The organism is Serratia sp. MF1(2023) (genome assembly GCF_030954545.1).
Lineage (GTDB): Bacteria > Pseudomonadota > Gammaproteobacteria > Enterobacterales > Enterobacteriaceae > Serratia > Serratia sarumanii.
In genome coordinates this window covers 492,043-509,386 of sequence record NZ_JAVHUX010000008.1, presented here as the reverse complement: position 1 = coordinate 509,386, position 17,344 = coordinate 492,043, and the positions used below count along the sequence as shown (strand labels likewise).

18 protein-coding genes are annotated in these 17,344 nt (G+C 61.8%); 8 read left to right on the top strand and 10 right to left on the bottom strand.

Translation table 11 applies throughout. The features are described from left to right. Nucleotides 1-34 precede the first annotated feature (34 nt). Nucleotides 35-787: an SDR family NAD(P)-dependent oxidoreductase gene (locus REA38_RS05320; RefSeq protein ID WP_308885222.1), complete on the top strand. Its 753-nt coding sequence runs from the start codon at nt 35-37 to the stop codon at nt 785-787. 32 nt (nt 788-819) lie between these two features. Here the strand turns inward: REA38_RS05320 and REA38_RS05315 are convergent, their stop codons facing one another. Continuing rightward, nucleotides 820-2,640 carry a hypothetical protein gene (locus tag REA38_RS05315; protein WP_074026663.1) on the bottom strand — a complete coding sequence of 607 codons (1,821 nt, stop codon included), beginning with the start codon at nt 2,638-2,640 and terminating at the stop codon, nt 820-822. 197 nt (nt 2,641-2,837) lie between these two features. Further along, nucleotides 2,838-3,737, bottom strand: coding sequence for a LysR substrate-binding domain-containing protein (locus REA38_RS05310; protein ID WP_308885219.1), 900 nt, complete (start codon nt 3,735-3,737; stop codon nt 2,838-2,840). Nucleotides 3,738-3,853: 116 nt separating this feature from the next. Between REA38_RS05310 and REA38_RS05305 the strand changes: the two genes are divergently transcribed. Further along, the gene (locus tag REA38_RS05305) at nt 3,854-4,633 is read left to right on the top strand and encodes a 2OG-Fe(II) oxygenase (protein ID WP_308885218.1); all 780 of its coding nucleotides are present in this window, start codon (nt 3,854-3,856) and stop codon (nt 4,631-4,633) included. A gap of 37 nt (nt 4,634-4,670) precedes the next feature. On the opposite strand, the gene ansP is transcribed toward REA38_RS05305, so the two are convergent. Together ansP and REA38_RS05295 are read right to left on the bottom strand one after the other, a co-directional pair. After that, nucleotides 4,671-6,137, bottom strand: a complete 1,467-nt coding sequence (gene ansP, locus REA38_RS05300; RefSeq protein ID WP_033637529.1) for an L-asparagine permease — start codon at nt 6,135-6,137, stop codon at nt 4,671-4,673. A 436-nt stretch (nt 6,138-6,573) separates the two neighbouring features. Beyond that, nucleotides 6,574-7,011: a PACE efflux transporter gene (locus REA38_RS05295; protein ID WP_033637530.1), complete on the bottom strand. Its 438-nt coding sequence runs from the start codon at nt 7,009-7,011 to the stop codon at nt 6,574-6,576. A gap of 112 nt (nt 7,012-7,123) precedes the next feature. On the opposite strand from REA38_RS05295, the gene REA38_RS05290 reads away from it, so the two are divergent. Next, complete coding sequence (locus REA38_RS05290; RefSeq protein ID WP_033637531.1) at nt 7,124-8,017, top strand: LysR family transcriptional regulator; 894 nt, start codon at nt 7,124-7,126, stop codon at nt 8,015-8,017. A gap of 16 nt (nt 8,018-8,033) precedes the next feature. On the opposite strand, the gene REA38_RS05285 is transcribed toward REA38_RS05290, so the two are convergent. Beyond that, nucleotides 8,034-8,597: a DedA family protein gene (locus REA38_RS05285; RefSeq protein ID WP_308885217.1), complete on the bottom strand. Its 564-nt coding sequence runs from the start codon at nt 8,595-8,597 to the stop codon at nt 8,034-8,036. 50 nt (nt 8,598-8,647) lie between these two features. Next, entirely contained in the window at nt 8,648-9,325 is a 678-nt protein-coding gene (locus tag REA38_RS05280) for a DJ-1/PfpI family protein (RefSeq protein ID WP_033637533.1), read from the bottom strand. A gap of 91 nt (nt 9,326-9,416) precedes the next feature. On the opposite strand from REA38_RS05280, the gene REA38_RS05275 reads away from it, so the two are divergent. From REA38_RS05275 to pbpG, 3 genes are all read left to right on the top strand, one after another. Further along, nucleotides 9,417-10,361: a GlxA family transcriptional regulator gene (locus REA38_RS05275; protein WP_197840680.1), complete on the top strand. Its 945-nt coding sequence runs from the start codon at nt 9,417-9,419 to the stop codon at nt 10,359-10,361. Between the two features lie 45 nt (nt 10,362-10,406). Further along, the gene (locus REA38_RS05270) at nt 10,407-11,510 is read left to right on the top strand and encodes an adenosylhomocysteinase (protein WP_308885215.1); all 1,104 of its coding nucleotides are present in this window, start codon (nt 10,407-10,409) and stop codon (nt 11,508-11,510) included. A 151-nt stretch (nt 11,511-11,661) separates the two neighbouring features. Beyond that, nucleotides 11,662-12,591, top strand: coding sequence for a D-alanyl-D-alanine endopeptidase (pbpG, locus tag REA38_RS05265; RefSeq protein WP_041033978.1), 930 nt, complete (start codon nt 11,662-11,664; stop codon nt 12,589-12,591). A 34-nt stretch (nt 12,592-12,625) separates the two neighbouring features. Here the strand turns inward: pbpG and REA38_RS05260 are convergent, their stop codons facing one another. Then, nucleotides 12,626-13,081 carry a GNAT family N-acetyltransferase gene (locus REA38_RS05260; protein ID WP_033647069.1) on the bottom strand — a complete coding sequence of 152 codons (456 nt, stop codon included), beginning with the start codon at nt 13,079-13,081 and terminating at the stop codon, nt 12,626-12,628. Nucleotides 13,082-13,156: 75 nt separating this feature from the next. Here REA38_RS05260 and REA38_RS05255 point away from each other — a divergent pair, with 75 nt between their 5' ends. Both REA38_RS05255 and REA38_RS05250 read left to right on the top strand, forming a co-directional pair. After that, complete coding sequence (locus REA38_RS05255; protein WP_308885214.1) at nt 13,157-13,561, top strand: VOC family protein; 405 nt, start codon at nt 13,157-13,159, stop codon at nt 13,559-13,561. Nucleotides 13,562-13,660: 99 nt separating this feature from the next. Then, nucleotides 13,661-14,581 (top strand): DUF808 domain-containing protein, encoded by a 921-nt coding sequence (locus REA38_RS05250; protein ID WP_308885213.1) that lies wholly within the window; start codon nt 13,661-13,663, stop codon nt 14,579-14,581. Nucleotides 14,582-14,810: 229 nt separating this feature from the next. On the opposite strand, the gene REA38_RS05245 is transcribed toward REA38_RS05250, so the two are convergent. The 3 genes from REA38_RS05245 to REA38_RS05235 form a co-directional block, all read right to left on the bottom strand. After that, entirely contained in the window at nt 14,811-15,350 is a 540-nt protein-coding gene (locus REA38_RS05245) for a GNAT family N-acetyltransferase (RefSeq protein ID WP_033637541.1), read from the bottom strand. A gap of 159 nt (nt 15,351-15,509) precedes the next feature. Beyond that, nucleotides 15,510-16,322 carry a MetQ/NlpA family lipoprotein gene (locus REA38_RS05240; protein WP_033653481.1) on the bottom strand — a complete coding sequence of 271 codons (813 nt, stop codon included), beginning with the start codon at nt 16,320-16,322 and terminating at the stop codon, nt 15,510-15,512. Between the two features lie 130 nt (nt 16,323-16,452). Continuing rightward, nucleotides 16,453-17,304: a DUF1460 domain-containing protein gene (locus tag REA38_RS05235; protein ID WP_033637543.1), complete on the bottom strand. Its 852-nt coding sequence runs from the start codon at nt 17,302-17,304 to the stop codon at nt 16,453-16,455. Nucleotides 17,305-17,344 lie beyond the last annotated feature (40 nt).

Below are 17,344 nucleotides of genomic sequence, written 5' to 3'. Positions count from 1 at the left end.
GTTCCCCTGAGTTCAATCTGGCAGGAGAACGGTTATGCAAGATTTCAAACATCGGGTGGCACTGGTGACCGGCGCTTCCACCGGCATCGGCGAAGCGATCGCCGCCGAACTGTTTCGGCGCGGTGCCACGGTGGTGATGACCGGCCGCCACGCCGCGCCTCTCGCCGCCGCCGCCGCGCGGCTCGATCCCGAGGGCCGACGGGTGATGACGTTGCGGATGGACGTGCGTGAGGCGCCGTCGGTGCAGCAGGGCATTGAAGAGACGGTGCGGCGCTGCGGCGCGCTGCATCTGTTGGTCAACAACGCCGGGATCACCGGCCCGCACGAGGTGGACATCGATCGGTACGCGGTCGAAGATTGGCATGAGGTGATCGCCACCTGCCTGAGCGGCACGTTTTTCGGCATGAAGTACGGCCTGCCGGCGATCGTCGCCGGCGGCGGCGGGGCGGTGGTGAACCTCTCTTCCGCCAACGGCGTGGTGGGCATTGCCGGGATCGCGCCTTATACCGCCGCCAAGCATGGCGTGTTGGGCCTGACGCGCTCGACGGCGCTGGAGTTCGCCACGCGCGGCGTGCGCATCAACGCCGTCGGGCCGGGCTATGTGGAGACGCCGGCGATGAGGGAACTGCCGGCGTCGGCGCGGGCGCAGATGGCCGCTTCGCACCCGATGGGGAGAATGGCGACGCGGGAAGAGGTGGCGAAAACGGTGGCTTTCCTGCTCTCGGACGACAGCAGTTTCACCACCGGCGCGTTTTACAGCATCGACGGCGGTTATACCGCGCGTTAATGGAAGACAGGCCCCTGACGGGGCCCGTTCGGTTACCAGGATTTACGCGGGTTGCGGGAGACGATGTCGATCTTTTGACACAACAGTTGGGTGATATCCACCGAGGTGGGCTGAGCGGCGCTGCCGGTAAAGTTTTTCAGCACGATGGCGATGCGGGCGTAATTGACATAGCCCTCAGGCAGCGGCAAATATTCCGACGAGTTAAGCGCAGTGATCCGATCCGAGGTCATCGTTGCCGAAGCGGCCGGCGTTACCGTGCCGGTGCGCCCCCACTGGCAAGCTTTTTCCAGTAGGGTAGTGACGCCGGCATCGCCGTTCAGGACATACTTGCCTTGGTAAGTGCCGATGGTGACATCAAGGCTGTTCTGGCCTTTCAGGTTTGCCAGCGTGGCGCGCCACAGCACCAGATCGTTTTTCTCGATTGGGAAGTAGATCTCGACGCGTTTGTCCGTCGTTGTCGCCGTTTTGGTGGTGGCGGTCAGCACGCCGTTTTGTAGCGTCACCGCCAGATCGGCGGTCTCCGTTTGCGAGAGGCGTGCGCCGCCGAAGGCGTAGACGTTATTCAATGCCAGCGCGCCGCTCTCTTTCCAGCTCGGCTCCGGCAGATGGTTGACGCCATCGCCCAGATAGAGCAGGCGCCACATGTTGATGTAGCCGGGCGCGACGATCTTTTTCATCTCGATATGGTTGTTGGACCAGCCTTTTTTAATGTCGGCGTTCACCAGATCGAAACCGTCGATATAACATTTTCCGCTTAGATCGCTGGACTTATCGAAGAAGAAATACTCGACGTATTGGTAGGGCACACTGCTGCCGGCATCGGTGTTGTTGGTCATCACGCTGTGCCATTGGCTGTCTTTGATTTTTACCGTACCCCCGTTGTTGCTGGTAAAGACCGGCCGGTAGTTGCGGCAGTTGGCGTTACCCCATTCGAAGTGGCAATTTTTAAAGTCCAGCGTGCCGCCCTTAAGGTCGAACAAACCATAGTCGGTATTGGCCAACTGTTCGGTTTCATTGTTAAAGCCGCTGTAGTCGAACGAACAATCGCGGAAGGCCAGGTTATGCACTCCCTGATAATAGTTTCGGCTGTCGCCGAACAGGCATTTGTAGAAGACGATTTTTTCGCCGGCGTTGGCGGTAGTTTCAGACCAGATCGGCCAGAAGCAGCCCCGTACCATGATGCTGTGCCAGCTCTGGATATAGGCGTTATTGCCGAAGACGATGCCTTTATACAGGTTGGTCAGCCAGACGTTTTGCACCAGCAGTTGGCAGGCCGGCAGGCCGTGCATGTTTGAGGCATCGCTGTAGACACACAGGCCGCGCAGATTGGCCGCCGCGCCAGGGGCACCCACGATGCGCAGGTTATAAATCGCCGGCGCTCCCAGCGAATATTGCACGCGTACGCACTCGATGTTGGCGGCGCCGCTGAAGTCCAGAATGGTGCCCTTAAAATCGACGGCGTTTTTCCACAGCTTCAGGTTGGCGGTGGTTTTACAAGGGCGAACGCCGCCGGGGCCAACCAGGGTAATCCCCGCAGGGGTCGTAGGGATAGGCAATTGCCACCACTCTTCGCCTTTGACCTGCAAGAAGTTGCACGCGCGGGTAATGGTCAGCGAGTAATCCAGTTCATCGCCCGGCAGGTGCCACCAATCGATGCTGTAATCGCCGTCATTGATGATGCGCTTCCAGCGGCGGTTTTGCGCGTCGACGAGCAGGGTGACGCCGTTGTCCTGGCTGGTGGTATCTGCATCGTCTCGGGTAAATACGCCGTGGTGGTAGCGGTTTTCGAGCATCACCGCGGTTTCGCTACCGGCATAGCTGCGTAGGTTGGCGTAATCATTTAATGAAATCATGGAGTAACCCTCATTTTGAACAGTAAGAGGCCGATGCAATATGGCGATTGCAGGGGCGGCGGCATAGGGAAATGGCATTGTGGCCGAAGGGCGGATCGGTTCGCGATCCCGGCCGGCAGAGATAAATTAACAGGCTGAGGTGAGAGGCTTAAGCGTTCAGGGTTGTGTCTGACGCCAGCAAACATCGCCGTTGGGGTTCAGGCTTGGTCTGTAGATGCGAGGGTTTGCAACCAGGCCAGAAACGCCGCTGCGCCGGGTTTTTCCAGCGTGCGCGGCGGGTAAACCACGTAGTAGGGTTTGCTGAGCGGCAGCGCCGGTTTGGCCAGGGTGACCAACTGGCCTGCCGCCAGTTCACGGCCGATCAGCCGCCGCTGGCCGAGCAGCACCCCGCGCCCTTGCACGGCGGCGTCGATGGCCAGCGAGGTCAGGTTATAGGTCAGCCCGCGCCGCGCCGGCGGCATTCGATCGGCGGCGGTGAACCACTCGTGCCAGCCCGGCAGAAACTGGCTCTCCTTGCCCCAGTCGACGTGGATCAGCGGCAGTTGCGTCCAGTCGCCGCGATCGCGCAGCGCCGGGCTGCACACCGGCTGCACCCGATCCTGAAACAGCCGCACCTTTTCCAGCAGCGGATAGTCCTGATCGCCGAAGCACAGGGCGAAGTCCGCCGCCGAATGGGCGAAATCGACCGCCGCATGGGTGGCGTGCAGCCGCAGATCGCCGTCGGGGCACTGCGCCAACCAGTCGCCCAGCGCCGGGTTCAGCCACTTGGAGGCCAACGCCGGCAGGGCGAACACCGTCAGCGCCTGTTTGCCGCGCTGGCGCTCGACGTGCTGCTGCGCCACGCGCAGCGTTTCGAACGCCTCCTGCACGTAGGCCAGGTAGTCCGCGCCCTGTTCGGTCAGCGTGACGCCGCTTTTGGCGCGGATGAACAGCGTGATGCCCAGATGCTGTTCGAGCTGGCGGATCTGCTGGCTGACGGCGGCGGCGGTCAGCGCCAGCGCATCCGCCGCACGGGCCAGGCTGCCGGTGCGGGCGGCGGTTTCGAACGCCAGAATGGCGCTCAGCTTGGGCAAGCGCGCGCGGGACGGTGAGTGCATGGGCAGGGCTATCGCTAAGAATTGGTTAGCTTATCCATAACGTATTTTTGTTATGGCGGCAATGCGCCATTCGCTACAGTGAGAGGCATCCGGCTATCGCACACGAGGGGAACGCCATGCCGCAACTTGCCGATATTATCGATCTGTCCGCCCATCCCATCGACGACGCCGCATTCCGCGTCCGCTGCCGGCAAACGCTGGAGCGCGCCGGCGCGCTGGTGCTGCCGGGATTTCTGCGTGCCGCCGCGCTGGCGACGGTGCGGTTGGAAGGCGCCGAACAGCACCATGCGGCGTTTTACGCCACCAGCAAACACAACGTGTATCTGCGGCCGCAGGACGACGCGCTGCCGGCCGATCACGCGCGCAACCGGCTGGTGGTGTCGTCCAAGGGCTGCATTACCGACGAAGATATTCCGCCGCAGTCGCCGCTGCGTGCGCTGTACGATGCCCCGGCGTTTCGCGCGTTCCTCTGCGCGGTGTTGGATGAGGCGCAGCTGTATCCCTACGCCGATCGGCTGTCGTCGATCAACCTGCATTACGCCCACACCGGCCAGGAGCTGGGCTGGCACTTCGACAACTCGTCGTTCGCCATCACGCTGCTGATCCAGAAACCGGCGGCAGGCGGGCGTTTCGAGTACGTGGAGAACCTGCGCGACGCCGATCGCGGCGAGATGAACTATGCCGGGGTCACGCAGGTGCTGGATGGCGAGCGGGCGGCCAAACGGCTGGCGATGGAGGAGGGGGATTTGGTGCTGTTTCGCGGGCGCAACGCCATGCACCGGGTGACGCCGACCGAAGGCGACACCACGCGCATGCTGGTGGTGCTGGCCTACAATGCGCAGCCGGACGTGATGCTGTCGGAAAGCGCCAGAATGACGTTCTACGGCCGCTTATAGCGGATAAAAAAACCGCCCCGGAGGGCGGTTTGTCGATTCAGTGCGGGTTCTGCTCTTCGTGAGCCTGCTGCTCCCGCTTCACTTCCTGCGCGCGCTTGCGCAGGCCGAACCAGCCCAGCGTCAGCAGCACCGCCAGCACCGGAATGGTGGCGATGGTCCAGGTGCCGTTCGGGTAGTCGAACGCCATCATCACCACCACGATCAGCAGGAACGCCAGCGTCAGCCAGGAGGTGAACGGCGCGCCCGGCATTTTGAACGATACCGGCTGCGCGCGGCCTTCACGCACGGCTTTGCGCAGGCGCATCTGGCAGACGATGATAAACGCCCAGGAGGCGATGATGCCCAGCGAGGCGATGTTCAACACGATCTCGAATACCTGCGAAGGCACCAGGTAGTTGAGCACCACGCCGATCACGTAGATGCCGCAGGTGACCAGGATGCCGGCATAAGGCACCTGCTGGCTGCTCATTTTGGCCATCAGCTTCGGCGCCGAGCCGCCCATCGCCAGCGAACGCAGGATGCGGCCGGTAGAGTAGAGGCCGGAGTTGAGGCTGGACAGCGCGGCGGTCAACACCACGATGTTCATGATGGTGCCGATGTAAGGCACGCCCAGCTTGCTGAAGAAGGTGACGAACGGGCTTTGGCCGGCCTGGTAGGCGTTCCACGGCAGCAGCAGCACCAACAGCACCACGGAGCCGACGTAGAACAGGCCGATACGCCAGATCACGCTGTTGATCGCTTTGGGCATCATTTTGGCCGGATCTTTACACTCGCCGGCGGCGGTGCCGATCAGCTCGATGCCGGCGAAGGCGAAGATCACCCCTTGCACCAGTACCAGCGCCGGCAGCAGGCCGTGCGGGAACATGCCGCCGTTTTCGGTGATCAGGTGCATGCCGGTGGTGTGGCCGGCGACCGGGGTGCCGGTGCCGAGGAAGACGACGCCGACAATCAGGAACAGCGCGATGGCGACCACCTTGATCAGCGCGAACCAGAACTCCATCTCGGCGAACCACTTCACGCCGATCATGTTCATGGTGGCGACGATGCCGAGCGCGCCGAGGGCGAACAGCCACTGCGGCACGTCGGCGAAGGTGCCCCAGTAGTGCATGTACAGCGCCACCGCGGTGATGTCGACGATGCCGGTCATCGCCCAGTTGAGGAAATACATCCAGCCGGCGACGTAAGAGGCTTTCTCACCGAGAAATTCGCGGGCGTAAGAAACGAAGCTGCCGCTGGAAGGGCGATGCAGCACCAGCTCGCCCAGCGCGCGCAGGATGAAGAAAGAGAAGATCCCGCACACCAGATAGACCAGCGCCAGCGCCGGCCCGGCCAGTTCGAGACGGCCGCCGGTACCGAGGAACAAGCCGGTGCCGATCGAACCGCCGATGGCGATCATTTGGATCTGCCGGTTGCCCATGCTTTTGTGATAACCGGATTCATGAGAGTCTAGCCAGCGTCTTCTGGCGGCGTGTTTATCGTCCGCCGACTTTTTTTGTGAGTGCATTATCCGTCCTGTTTACCTGTCTATGATGAACGCCGCCCTGAGCTGCAGGGCAAACGATTGCCATCAGCAATCGTAATGAGAATGAGGTCGTGGCATCATTCCGCTGTTTATTGTGTATACAGCCGCCGTTAAATAACGGCGTGGCATGCTACCGTTTCCCGATAAAGCTGGCAAAAAAACCTGCGTACAAAGCGTGAACAATTGTGTGTATTTTTTAAACTGAAAACAAAAGCGCATATTATTCAGTAAGATGAGTATTATTATCAACACGGAAATATCGAACGATAAAAGTGATTGAAATCACAGAATAATAATTACCGCGCAAATTAAAGGGATTTGGACGTTATTTTGCGTGAGGGGGAAGGCGGGCGGAAAATAAAGCGATGGCGCCTGCGCAGTAATTAGCGTGCGCAGGCGAATCGGACGCGGGGGCTTTTTAGGCGGATTCACCGGCCGGCAGAGCCGAAGCCGGCAGGCCGAACAGCTTGTCGAACGCCCAGTTAAACAGGAAGGTGTAGCAAGGAATGATGACGATCAGCGCCATATCCAGCAGCAGCGCCTGCCACAGCGTGATGCCCATCCACCAGGCGATCAGCGGGATCAGATACACCACCAGCGTCAGCTGAAAGCCGACGGCGTGCAAAATGCGGCGCTTGAGCGTGCGGGTGCGCGACAGCTGGCGGCTTTCCCACCACTCGAATAAAGAGTTGTAAATAAAGTTCCAGCTGACCGCGATGGTGGTGATCACCACCGCCAGCGGCCCGGTGCTGCTCGGCGCATGGCCCGACAGCAGCGCCAGCCCCAGCGCCGAGATCGCCATGCCGATGATTTCATAAGCGGTGACATACACCAGTTTGCGTTTGACGCCTTGCATTGTTTTCTCCCGATCTGTTTTTAGTTGCCTCTGCGGCGACGGCGGCTAAGATAACGTCAATCACATTGATAGAAAAAGTCAGGAGCTGTCAGTTTTACTGACAGGTTAAACGATGAACTTTTCCAGCGACAATATCGAACTGTTTCTGGCGGTGCTCGATCGCGGTTCGTTTTCCGCCGCCGCCCGCGCGCTGCGGCGCGTACCGTCCGCTGTCAGCATGGGCATCGCCAACATGGAGGCGGAACTCGGTTTCGCCTTGTTCGATCGCTCGCACCGTGAACCGACGCCGACCGCGCTGGCGTTGGCCCTGGCGCCGCACGCCCGGCTGATCGCCGGGCAGCTCAAGCAGCTGCAGGTGCACGCTATCGAACTGTCTCAGGGGCTGGAGAGCCGGCTTTCGATCGGTGTGGCGTCGGACATTAACGGCGCCAGCCTGCTGGCGGCGGTGAAAACGCTGTCGCAGCGTTATCCGTTGCTCAACATCGAAGTGCTCAGCGCGCCGCAGGACGACGTGCTGCACATGCTGCACCAGGAGCGCATTGGCGTCTGCCTGGCGTTCGGCGGGCTGAACATCAACAGCGCGGAGCAGTTCCACTCCGTTGGCGCGGAATCGCTGGTGGCGATGGTCTCGCCGCAGCATCCGGCGCTGGACGGCGCGGCGGGCGAACTGTTTCTCGAGGATCTGGTCAACGTGCGGCAGATCATGGTGGCCAGCCGCGATCTGCCGATCGGCGATCTGCGCCCGCAGGTGGCGGAGGCCTACTGGCGCACCGACAGCCTGCCGATGGCGCTGAACATGGTGGAGGCGGGCCTGGGGTGGGGCAATTTCCCGCTGTCGCTGGCCGAGCCGCTGCTGGCGCAGGGGCGGCTGGTGCGGCTGAAATTCAAAAACACCAAGAACGAGCTGCGCTTGCCGATGCATCTGATCTGGCTGAAGAATCGCCCGCTAGACAAGGCGGCGCGCGAACTGGTCGAGCTGATGCGCGCGGCACCGCAGGAAGGCTGACGCCAGGCGCGCTGGCTTATTCCGCGTGGCGTTTGCGCCACCAGAAGCGCACCAGCAGGATGGCGGCGATCGCCAGCGCGACAAACAGCAGGCTGGAGAGTTTTTTGTCGAAGCCGGTAACGAAGCGTTCGATCGCCTGGCCGCCAAAATAGCCGAGCATGACGAAGATCGTCGCCCACAGAATGGCGCCGAGGATATTGAGCGGCACGAAGCGCGACGGCGGCAGGCGGCTGGCGCCGATCAGCACCGGGCCGATGATGCGGAAACCGTACATAAAGCGCACCCCGATAACGAACAGCATTGGGTGGAGGGCGATCAGCTTTCTGGCGCGCGCGATGCGCTTTTCCTGCCCCTTGAGCCGCGAGATGACCCGGCCTTCGAACCGGCGGCCGGCGAAGTACAGCAGCTGATCCCCCAGCGTACCTCCCAGCGCCACCACCGCGATCACCCACGGCCAGTGCAGCAAGCCTTCATGGGCGGCGATGCCGCCCAGCAGCGTGATGGTTTCTCCCTCAGCCAGGCAGCCGATAAACAACGCCCAGTAGCCGTAGTCCGTAATGTAGTGGGCCAAATCGGTCATTCCTTACTCCTTATGTGACTGACGCATAAGGGCAAGTATACGCCCGATCGCTAGCCTTGGGCGATCTGGGCCACCAATGCTCTGCGCCGCGCCAGGCTTTCCGCCATCTGCGCCTGTACCCTGGCGTAAATGTGCGGCGGGGCCAGTTCCGGCGTGCCGCCCGTGAACGGCGGGGCCGGGGCGTATTCCAGATAGAGTTGGATCGTTTGGGCGGTGTCTTCGCCGTGCAGTTCGGCGATCAGCGCCAGCGCGAAATCGATGCCGGCGGTGACGCCGCCGCCGCTGATCACGTTGCCGTCGCGCTCTACGCGTGCAGCGCTGGGGATGGCGCCGAACAGCTTCAGGCTGTCGCGCATCGACCAGTGGCAGGCGGCGCGTTTGCCCGCCAGCAGGCCGGCCGCGGCCAGGATCAGCGAACCGGTGCACACCGAGGTCAGGTAGCGGGCATCGGCGCCCAGCCGCCGGATTTGCTGCATGAACGCTTTATCCTGCAGCGCCTGGGTGCAGCCGCTGCCGCCCGGCACGCACAGCACGTCGCAGCGCGCGATCTCCGGCAGCGGGCGCAGTTGGGTGAAGTGCAAGCCTTCCGATTCGACATCTGCGCCGTCTACCGAAGCGACGATGATTTCCGCGCCCGGTATGTGGCGCAGAAACTGCAGCGGGCCGGTGAAGTCGAGCTGGGTGACGCCTTGATAGATGGGAAATACAATCACGAGTGGTTCAGACATGACATTCGCCTCATTTTTATCGTTGGACCTGGGCCATAATAGCCGCCCTGTTTTTGGCTGGTATGACAGATAACCCTCAAAAAGCGCCATCATGAAAACGATCGGTTTTGTGGTTTTTCCCGGTTTCAACCTGCTGGACTTTGCCGGCCCGCTGGCGGCGTTCGATAACGTCAGCCAGTTTACCGATCCGCCGGCCTACCGCTGCGTGGCGATCTCGCCGCAGGGCGGGATGGTCGCCAGCTCGGCCGGGGTGGAGATCGCCACACAGCCGTGCGGCGACGAGCGTTTCGATACGCTGGTGGTGGCCGGCGGCAGCGGCAACGTGATGGCGGCTCAGTCGCCGGCGCTGGTGGCGTTTCTGACCACCCACAGCCGGCGGGCGCGGCGCATCGCCAGCGTGTGCACCGGCGCGTTTATTCTGGCGGCCTGCGGTTTGCTGGACGGCAAGCGCGCCACCACCCACTGGTATCACGCGGCGCGGCTGCAGCAGAGCTATCCGCGCATCCGCGTCGACAGCAACCGCATTTTCATTCGCGACGGCGATATCTGGACCTCGGCCGGCATCAGCGCCGGTATCGATCTGGCGCTGGCGTTGATAGAAGACGACCTTGGCGCCACCCTGGCGGCGGCCGTGGCGCGGCAGCTGGTGGTCTATCATCGGCGCCCCGGCGGGCAGTCGCAGTATTCGCTGCTGCTGGCGTTGAACCCGTCGTCGGATCGCATGCGCGCCGCGCTGTCGTTCGCGCGAGAGCATTTGCATCTGCCGCTGTCGGTGGCGGATCTGGCCGACGCCGTCTGCCTGAGCGAGCGCCAATTCGGCCGGCTGTTCCGCGCCGAAACCGGGCAGACGCCGGCCAAGGTGATCGAACAACTGCGGGTGGAGGCGGCCAGGGTGCGCATCGAAGAGAGCGCCGAGCCGTTGGAGGCGATCGCCCGTTCGGTGGGGTTCAGCGATCCGGAGCGCATGAGGCGGGCGTTTATCCGCGTATTTGGCCTGTCGCCGCAGGCGATCCGCCGGCTCGGCCGCGCGGGATAACTTTTTTGCCACGCCTGGCGGCGGGGCACACCAGAGGAGCAACGGATGTATCAGGATTTCGAGAGCGAATTGAACTGGGCGATGCGCCATATGCCGCGCACCCGGGCGGTGGTGGCGGCGTTGCCGGATCTGCACGGAGTGCGGCTGGCGTGCAATATGCACCTGGATCTGAAAATGGCGCCGCTGGTGGCCGGCCTGCTGGATAAGGGCGCGGCGATCTTCCTGACCACCTGCAATCCCACCACGGTGCAGAACGACGTGGTGGCCTGGCTGGAACGGCGGGGCGCGCAGGCCTATGCCTGGCGCGACATGAACGCCGGCGAATGGTCGGAGTCCTTCGACCGCGCGCTGGCCTGGCAGCCAACCCACCTGTGCGAAATGGGGGCGGATCTGACCACCCGTTTGCACCAGTCGCCGAACGGCCCGCAGATCGTCGCCGGGCTGGAAGCCACCGGATCGGGCATCAGCCGTTTGAACGGCGTGGCGCCGCGCTACCCGATCTTCAACTGGGACGATCTGCCGGTGAAAGAGGGGCTGCACAATCGGCATATGGTTGGGCTGACCGCCTGGCACACCTTCTTCCAGACCACCCATTTGACGCTGCACGAAAAGCGCGTGCTGGTGATCGGCTACGGCCTGGTCGGGCAGGGGACAGCGGCGGCGGCCAGGGCTTACGGCGGCCAGGTGATGGTGGCGGAAATCGATCCGGCGCGCGCGCTGCAGGCGCGTTATGACGGCTGGCAGGTGGTGGATCTGGCGAGCGCCGTCGCGCAGGCGGACGTGATCGCCACCGCAACCGGCGCGAAAAACGTGCTCTCGGCGCAGCATTTGCAACAGGCACAGGACGGCGTGTTTATCCTCAACATCGGCCACGTGGCGGAAGAGATCGACGTCGGCTTCCTGCAAGGCCTGCCGCACCACGAGCCGATGCCTTATGTGAACGCTTACCAACTTAATGAGAAGACGGTGTATTTGCTGGCCAACGGCTCGATGTTTAACCTGACCGCCGGCTATGGCGACAGCCTTAACGCCTTCGATGTGACGCTGGCGGTGATGGCGGCCGGCATCGGCCATATCGTCGGCGCCGGGGCGCGGCAAACCCCGGGGCTGTACCTGTTGCCGCAGTCGGCCTGGCAGCCGGCGCTGTAACTTTTTCCACGCGGGCGTTCATCCCAGAGCGCCCGCGGGCTGCGTCGTTTTTCAGCGGACAGAATTTGTCACAAATCCGCCATACAATCCCAGTGCCAAGCGCTGAACCCTCACATATAATTCGCTGAGTTCAAGCCCCCATTTCAGAGTAATGCCTGTGAAAATACGTGTTTTGGTTCTGACCCTGCTCGCTTTGCAGGCGGGCGCAGGCTTTGCGCCGCGCGCGTTGGCCAGCGACAACGCCGCCGCCCTGCACGCCACCCAACCGGAGCTGGCCTCCGGCAGCGCGATGGTCGTCGATATGCAAACCCATAAGGTGATGTATGCGCGCAACCCGGATGAAGTGGTGCCGATCGCCTCGATCACCAAGCTGATGACCGCCATGGTCACGCTCGACGCGCACCTGCCGCTCGACGAGATGCTGGCGGTGGACATCCGTCAGACGCCGGAGATGAAAGGGGTGTATTCACGGGTGCGGCTGAACAGCGAAATCAGCCGTAAGGATATGCTGCTGCTGGCGCTGATGTCGTCGGAAAACCGCGCCGCCGCCAGCCTGGCGCACCACTATCCGGGGGGCTACAACGCCTTCATCAAAGCGATGAACGCCAAGGCCAGAGCGCTGGGCATGACCAATACCCATTATGTGGAACCGACCGGGCTGTCTATTCATAACGTGTCGACGGCGCGCGATCTGACCAAGCTGCTGATCGCCACCAAGCAATATCCGTTGATCGGCCAGCTCAGCACCACCACCGAGCGCATGGCCAGCTTCAAAGATCCGAACTATACGCTGCCGTTCCGCAACACTAACCATCTGGTGTATAACCCGAAATGGAACATCCAGCTGACCAAAACCGGCTTCACCAACCAAGCGGGTCACTGCCTGGCGATGCGCACGGTGATCGGTAATCGCTCGGTGTCGCTGGTGGTGCTGGACGCCTTCGGCAAATATACCCACTTCGCCGACGCCAACCGTCTGCGCAGCTGGATTGAAACCGGCAAGGTGACGCCGATCCCGGCCGCCGCCCGTGACTATCGCCGCCAAAAAGACGCCCGTCTGGCGAAGAACGACAGCGAATAACCTGCCTGGCGGCCTGCCCGTTTGCGGCAGGCCGCTATCGGCCCTCGGGCCGCCTGATGACAAATCCCCGCTCGCGATCGCCGTCGAAACCCGCCTTGAGATAAAGCTGGTGCGCGCCGGTGCGTTGCTGCCCCGACAGCAGCATCACCTTGTAACAGCCCTTGCGCCAGGCCAGCTGCAGCGCGTATTCGATCATCGCGAGCGCCACGCCGTGGCCGCGATAGGGCTCCGCCGTCACCACGTGTTCGATGACGCCGAACGGCTGCGCCTGATGCGCCAGCCCCGGGATCAGCGCCAGCATGCAGGTGGCTATCGGCTGTTCCTCTTGCGCCGCTACCACCAGACGGATCGCCGGATCGTCCAGCAGGCGCTGCAGGGCACGGCGCGCGTCGTCGCTGCGCAGCGGCGCATCCTGTGGGCGCAGCTCGCGATACAGAGCCAACAGGCCGTTGAGATCGTCCGGCTGCGCCAGGCGATGAATGATGCTCATGGTTGCTCCTTTCGCCGCTTCAAGGGTAATCCGCTATCCTCCATTAATACCACAACGATTACCGAAGGGGATGTTATGAGTCAGGTTTCGACCTTTGTCATGTTTCAGGGGGAGGCGCAGCAGGCGATCGACCTCTACAGCCAGGTGTTTGAGCGTTTTCGGCTCATGCAGGTGCAGCATTACGACCCGACGCCGGACGGCCAGCGGTTAATCAAGCATGCCACCATCGATTTCGATCGGCAGAACCTGGTGTTTATCGACAGCCCGATCAGCCATGATTTCAGCTTTACCCCGGCGGTGTCGCTGTTCATCAACCTGCCTAACGAAGAAGTGTTGGAGAGGGCGTTCCACCGCCTGGCGGAGGGCGGTAAGGTGCTGATGCCGCTCGACGACTACGGCTTCAGCGCCCGCTTCGGCTGGCTCAACGATCGCTTTGGGCTTTCCTGGCAGCTCAATGTGCCGGCGGGGGATCTGAGGTGATGGAGAAAGTGGCGTTTATCCCATATCCGCTCGCGGTGGTTTACCGCTATGCTAAACGTACAATAACCCGCGTATGCATATGTAAAAGGATGAATCATTTTGGCAGGAAGTAGCTTACTTACCCTTATCGACGACATCGCCTCGTTGCTGGACGATGTCTCTTTGATGACCAAGATGGCGGCAAAAAAAACCGCTGGGGTGCTGGGGGACGATCTGGCGCTCAACGCGCAGCAGGTCACCGGCGTTAAAGCCGACCGCGAACTGCCGGTGGTGTGGAGCGTCGCCAAAGGTTCGCTGATCAACAAGGCGATCCTGGTGCCGCTGGCGCTGCTGATCAGCGCTTTCGCGCCCTGGGCGATCACGCCGCTGCTGATGGTGGGCGGCGCCTACCTGTGCTACGAAGGGTTCGAAAAGGTGTACCACAGCCTGAGCCAAGACAAGCAGGCACATGAGGATAAGCAAGACGGACCGGGCGCCAATGAGGATGTGGCGGCCTATGAAAAGCGCAAGATAAAAGGGGCTGTGCGTACCGATTTCGTGTTATCCGCCGAGATTATCGCCATTACGTTGGGCACCGTCGCCGGCGCCACTTTCAGTCAGCAGGTGATCGTGCTGTGCGGCATCGCGCTAGTGATGACGCTGGGGGTTTACGGCATCGTCGCCGGTATCGTCAAGCTGGATGATTTGGGGCTGTACCTGAGCCGCAAGGGCAGCGTGTTGGCGCGCGCCGTCGGCGGCGGCATCGTGCGCGCCGCGCCCTATTTGATGAAAACGCTGTCGATCGTCGGCACAGTCGCCATGTTTATGGTCGGCGGCGGCATCCTGACCCACGGCCTGCCGCCGGTACATCATCTGTTTGAGGACTGGGCTTCCTACGCTACGGTGGTGCCGACGTTGGGGCATATTTTGCAGGGTGTCATTCCAGCTCTGCTGAACGTGGTGTTCGGTGTGATCGCCGGCGGCGTGGTGCTGGCGGTGGTGTCGGCGCTGGGCGCGGTGCGCGCGCGTTTCAAGGCATGATGAAAAGTCTCGCCCCGCAAGGGGCGGGACGGAGCTGACGCTTTAAAAAATCAGTTTGAGAACGCCGGTAATCGTCAACAAACCCACGATGAAGATGATGGCGACAATCCACAGAATAATTTTCATTTACTTCTCCCTTACCGGTTAAATGTGGCGCACGATTGGCGCTAACTTAATGAAATCACTCTTCACTATAGACGCTAACTTCCTATCGTGCGTCGCCATGTATTCAAGGATGCTGACTGTCGCCCGCGCCCAGCGCGCGCTGCATGAGGTGGGTGTCGCGCCATTCCCCCAGTTTGAACCCCACGGCCTTTAACGTCCCGACGCTGGTAAAGCCGAGCGACTGGTGCAGCGCCAGCGAACCGCGGTTGGCGGCGGAATCGCCGACGATCGCCAGCATCTGGCGCCAGGGGCCTTGCTCGCAGCGGGCGATAAGCTTGCTCAGCAGCGCCTTGCCGACGCCTTTACCCTGTTGCCCCTCGGCGATATACACCGAGTCTTCCACGGTAAAACGATAGGCCGGCCGGGGCCGATACGGCGTGGCGTAGCAGTAGCCCACAATATGGCCTTCGCTTTTCGCCACCAGCCAGGGCAGCCCGGCTTCTTGCACCTTGCTCAGCCGCAGCTGCATTTCCGCCAGGGGCGGCGGCTGTTCTTCAAACGAGGCTGCACCGTACAGCACGTGGTGAGTGTAAATGCGCAGCACGGCGGCCATATCGTCCGGCGTGGCGTCAAGGAGGCTGAGTACGGGAGCGGAGAGCGTCATGGTAATGCCTGTTTACCTTGGAAATCAGCGGATAAACGCCATTATGCGCGCCGCTCGCCGCCGGGGTAAATCGGGTTTTCTTATGGTGAGATAAGAAAAGGCGATGATTAGCGGACAAGGGGTTCTTTGGGGAGAGCCCCTGTGGCGCTGTGCCTGGAATTACCAGCCTTTCACCGCGCCGCCGTTGAAGATTTTCTCGGCGGCCTTGGCCACTTCGTCAGACTCATAGGCTTTGATGAAGTTCTGCACGTTCGGCGCGTCCTTGTTGTCTTCGCGGGTGACGATGATGTTGGTGTACGGCGAGTCTTTATCCTCGATGAAGATGCCGTCTTTGGTCGGCGACAGGCCGGTCTGGTTGATGTAGGTGGTGCTGATGACGGCGACGGTCACCTTTGGATCGTCCAGCACGTGCGGCAGCTGCGCGCCTTCCAGCTCCATGATTTGGTAACGGTGCGGGTTGGCGCTGATGTCCAGGGCGGTGGGCAACAACCCCTTGCCTTGTTTCAGCGTAATCAATCCGGTTTTTTCCAGCAGCAGCAGGGCACGCCCCAGGTTGGTCGGATCGAGCGGGATGGCGATCACCGCGCCGTCAGGCAGCTCTTTGAGCGATTTTATCTTTTTGGAGTAGCCGGCCATCGGGAAGACAAAGGTATTGCCGACCGCCACCAGCTTATAGCCGTGATCTTTATTTTGCTGTTCGAGGAACGGGCGGTGCTGGAACACGTTGGCGTCCAGTTCGCCCTTGTCGGTGGCGTCGTTCGGCAGCAGCGAACCGCTGAAGCCGACCAGCTCGACGTCCAGCCCGTATTTCTCTTTCGCCACTTGCCTGGCGACTTCCGCCACGTCCTGTTCCGCGCCGTTGATGACGCCGACCTTGATATGGTTCCGATCGGTTTTTTGATCGCAGCCCTGAAGCGCCAAAACGGCGGCGAAGGCCGCCGCCAGAGGGGTGATACGCCAGCGTAAGGTCATCGAAGTCTCCCTGAAAAGAACAATAAAATCAGTTGGTTTTTGTTCTTACAGCTAAGCTTGAACCGCCGATGAAGTCAAACGCTCGCTCAGCATAAACGGCTATAGCTTATAGCCGTTATGCGGCGGGGGATTATCGGCTGAGCGAACGCAGCACCACGATGCCCGGCGTGGCCATCACGTAATCCATAAAGGGCGAATCGACCACCCGCATGTTGGCCTTGCGCGATGAGGCGTTGCGCAGCACCGGGCCGTTGTCGGTCATCACGAAGATGCCGGTGTGGGTCACGTCCAGCCCGTCCAGGTTGGTGTAAATGCCGATGTAATCGCCGGTGCGCAGCTGGGCCAGCACCTTGTCGTCGATACGGTCGCTGGGGATATAGGTCACGCTGCGTTGTACGTCGGGCAAGCCGGGCAGGTAGCTGCCGCCATCCGCTTTGCGGTTGAGGGTTTTCACGAGGGTGACGGCGTGCGGGCTGAGCCGCGCGGTGATGTCTTCAGCCACTTTTTTCGGCCGCTGCGCCCAATCGGTGAAGAAGTGTTTGCGCTGCGGGAAGGCGATGTTGCCGTCGACGTAGCGAATGTCTACCAGGCGCTGTACGAACTCGCCCTCGCTGCGGGCGGTGCTGAGCGCTTCCACATAATCGATGTAGGTGAAGCAATCCAGCCCGCGGAAGTCGATCACCAGCTGCTCGGGCGTGCTCTGCGAACCGATCAGGCGGTTGGCGAGATAGGGCGTGCCGAGAAACTCGCGTGAAATCAAATCGACGGTGCGGCCATGCGGCTGCGTGGCGGGCCAACCGGCGCGCAGCGCGAGGATCTCATGCAGCTTGCTGCGGGTGCTGGCGTCCATCTGCGGTTGCACAGCCGGCGGCGAAACGGTGACGTCGGTCGGCGGCGTTGCGGGGGAGACGGCGGTGGGGCGCTCGGCGCATCCGCTCATGGCGATAGCTAACATCAGTAAAACAACCTTGTTCTGGTTCATACGGCCCTCCCTGGGTGTCGCTGGCTTATCAGAGTCAGTG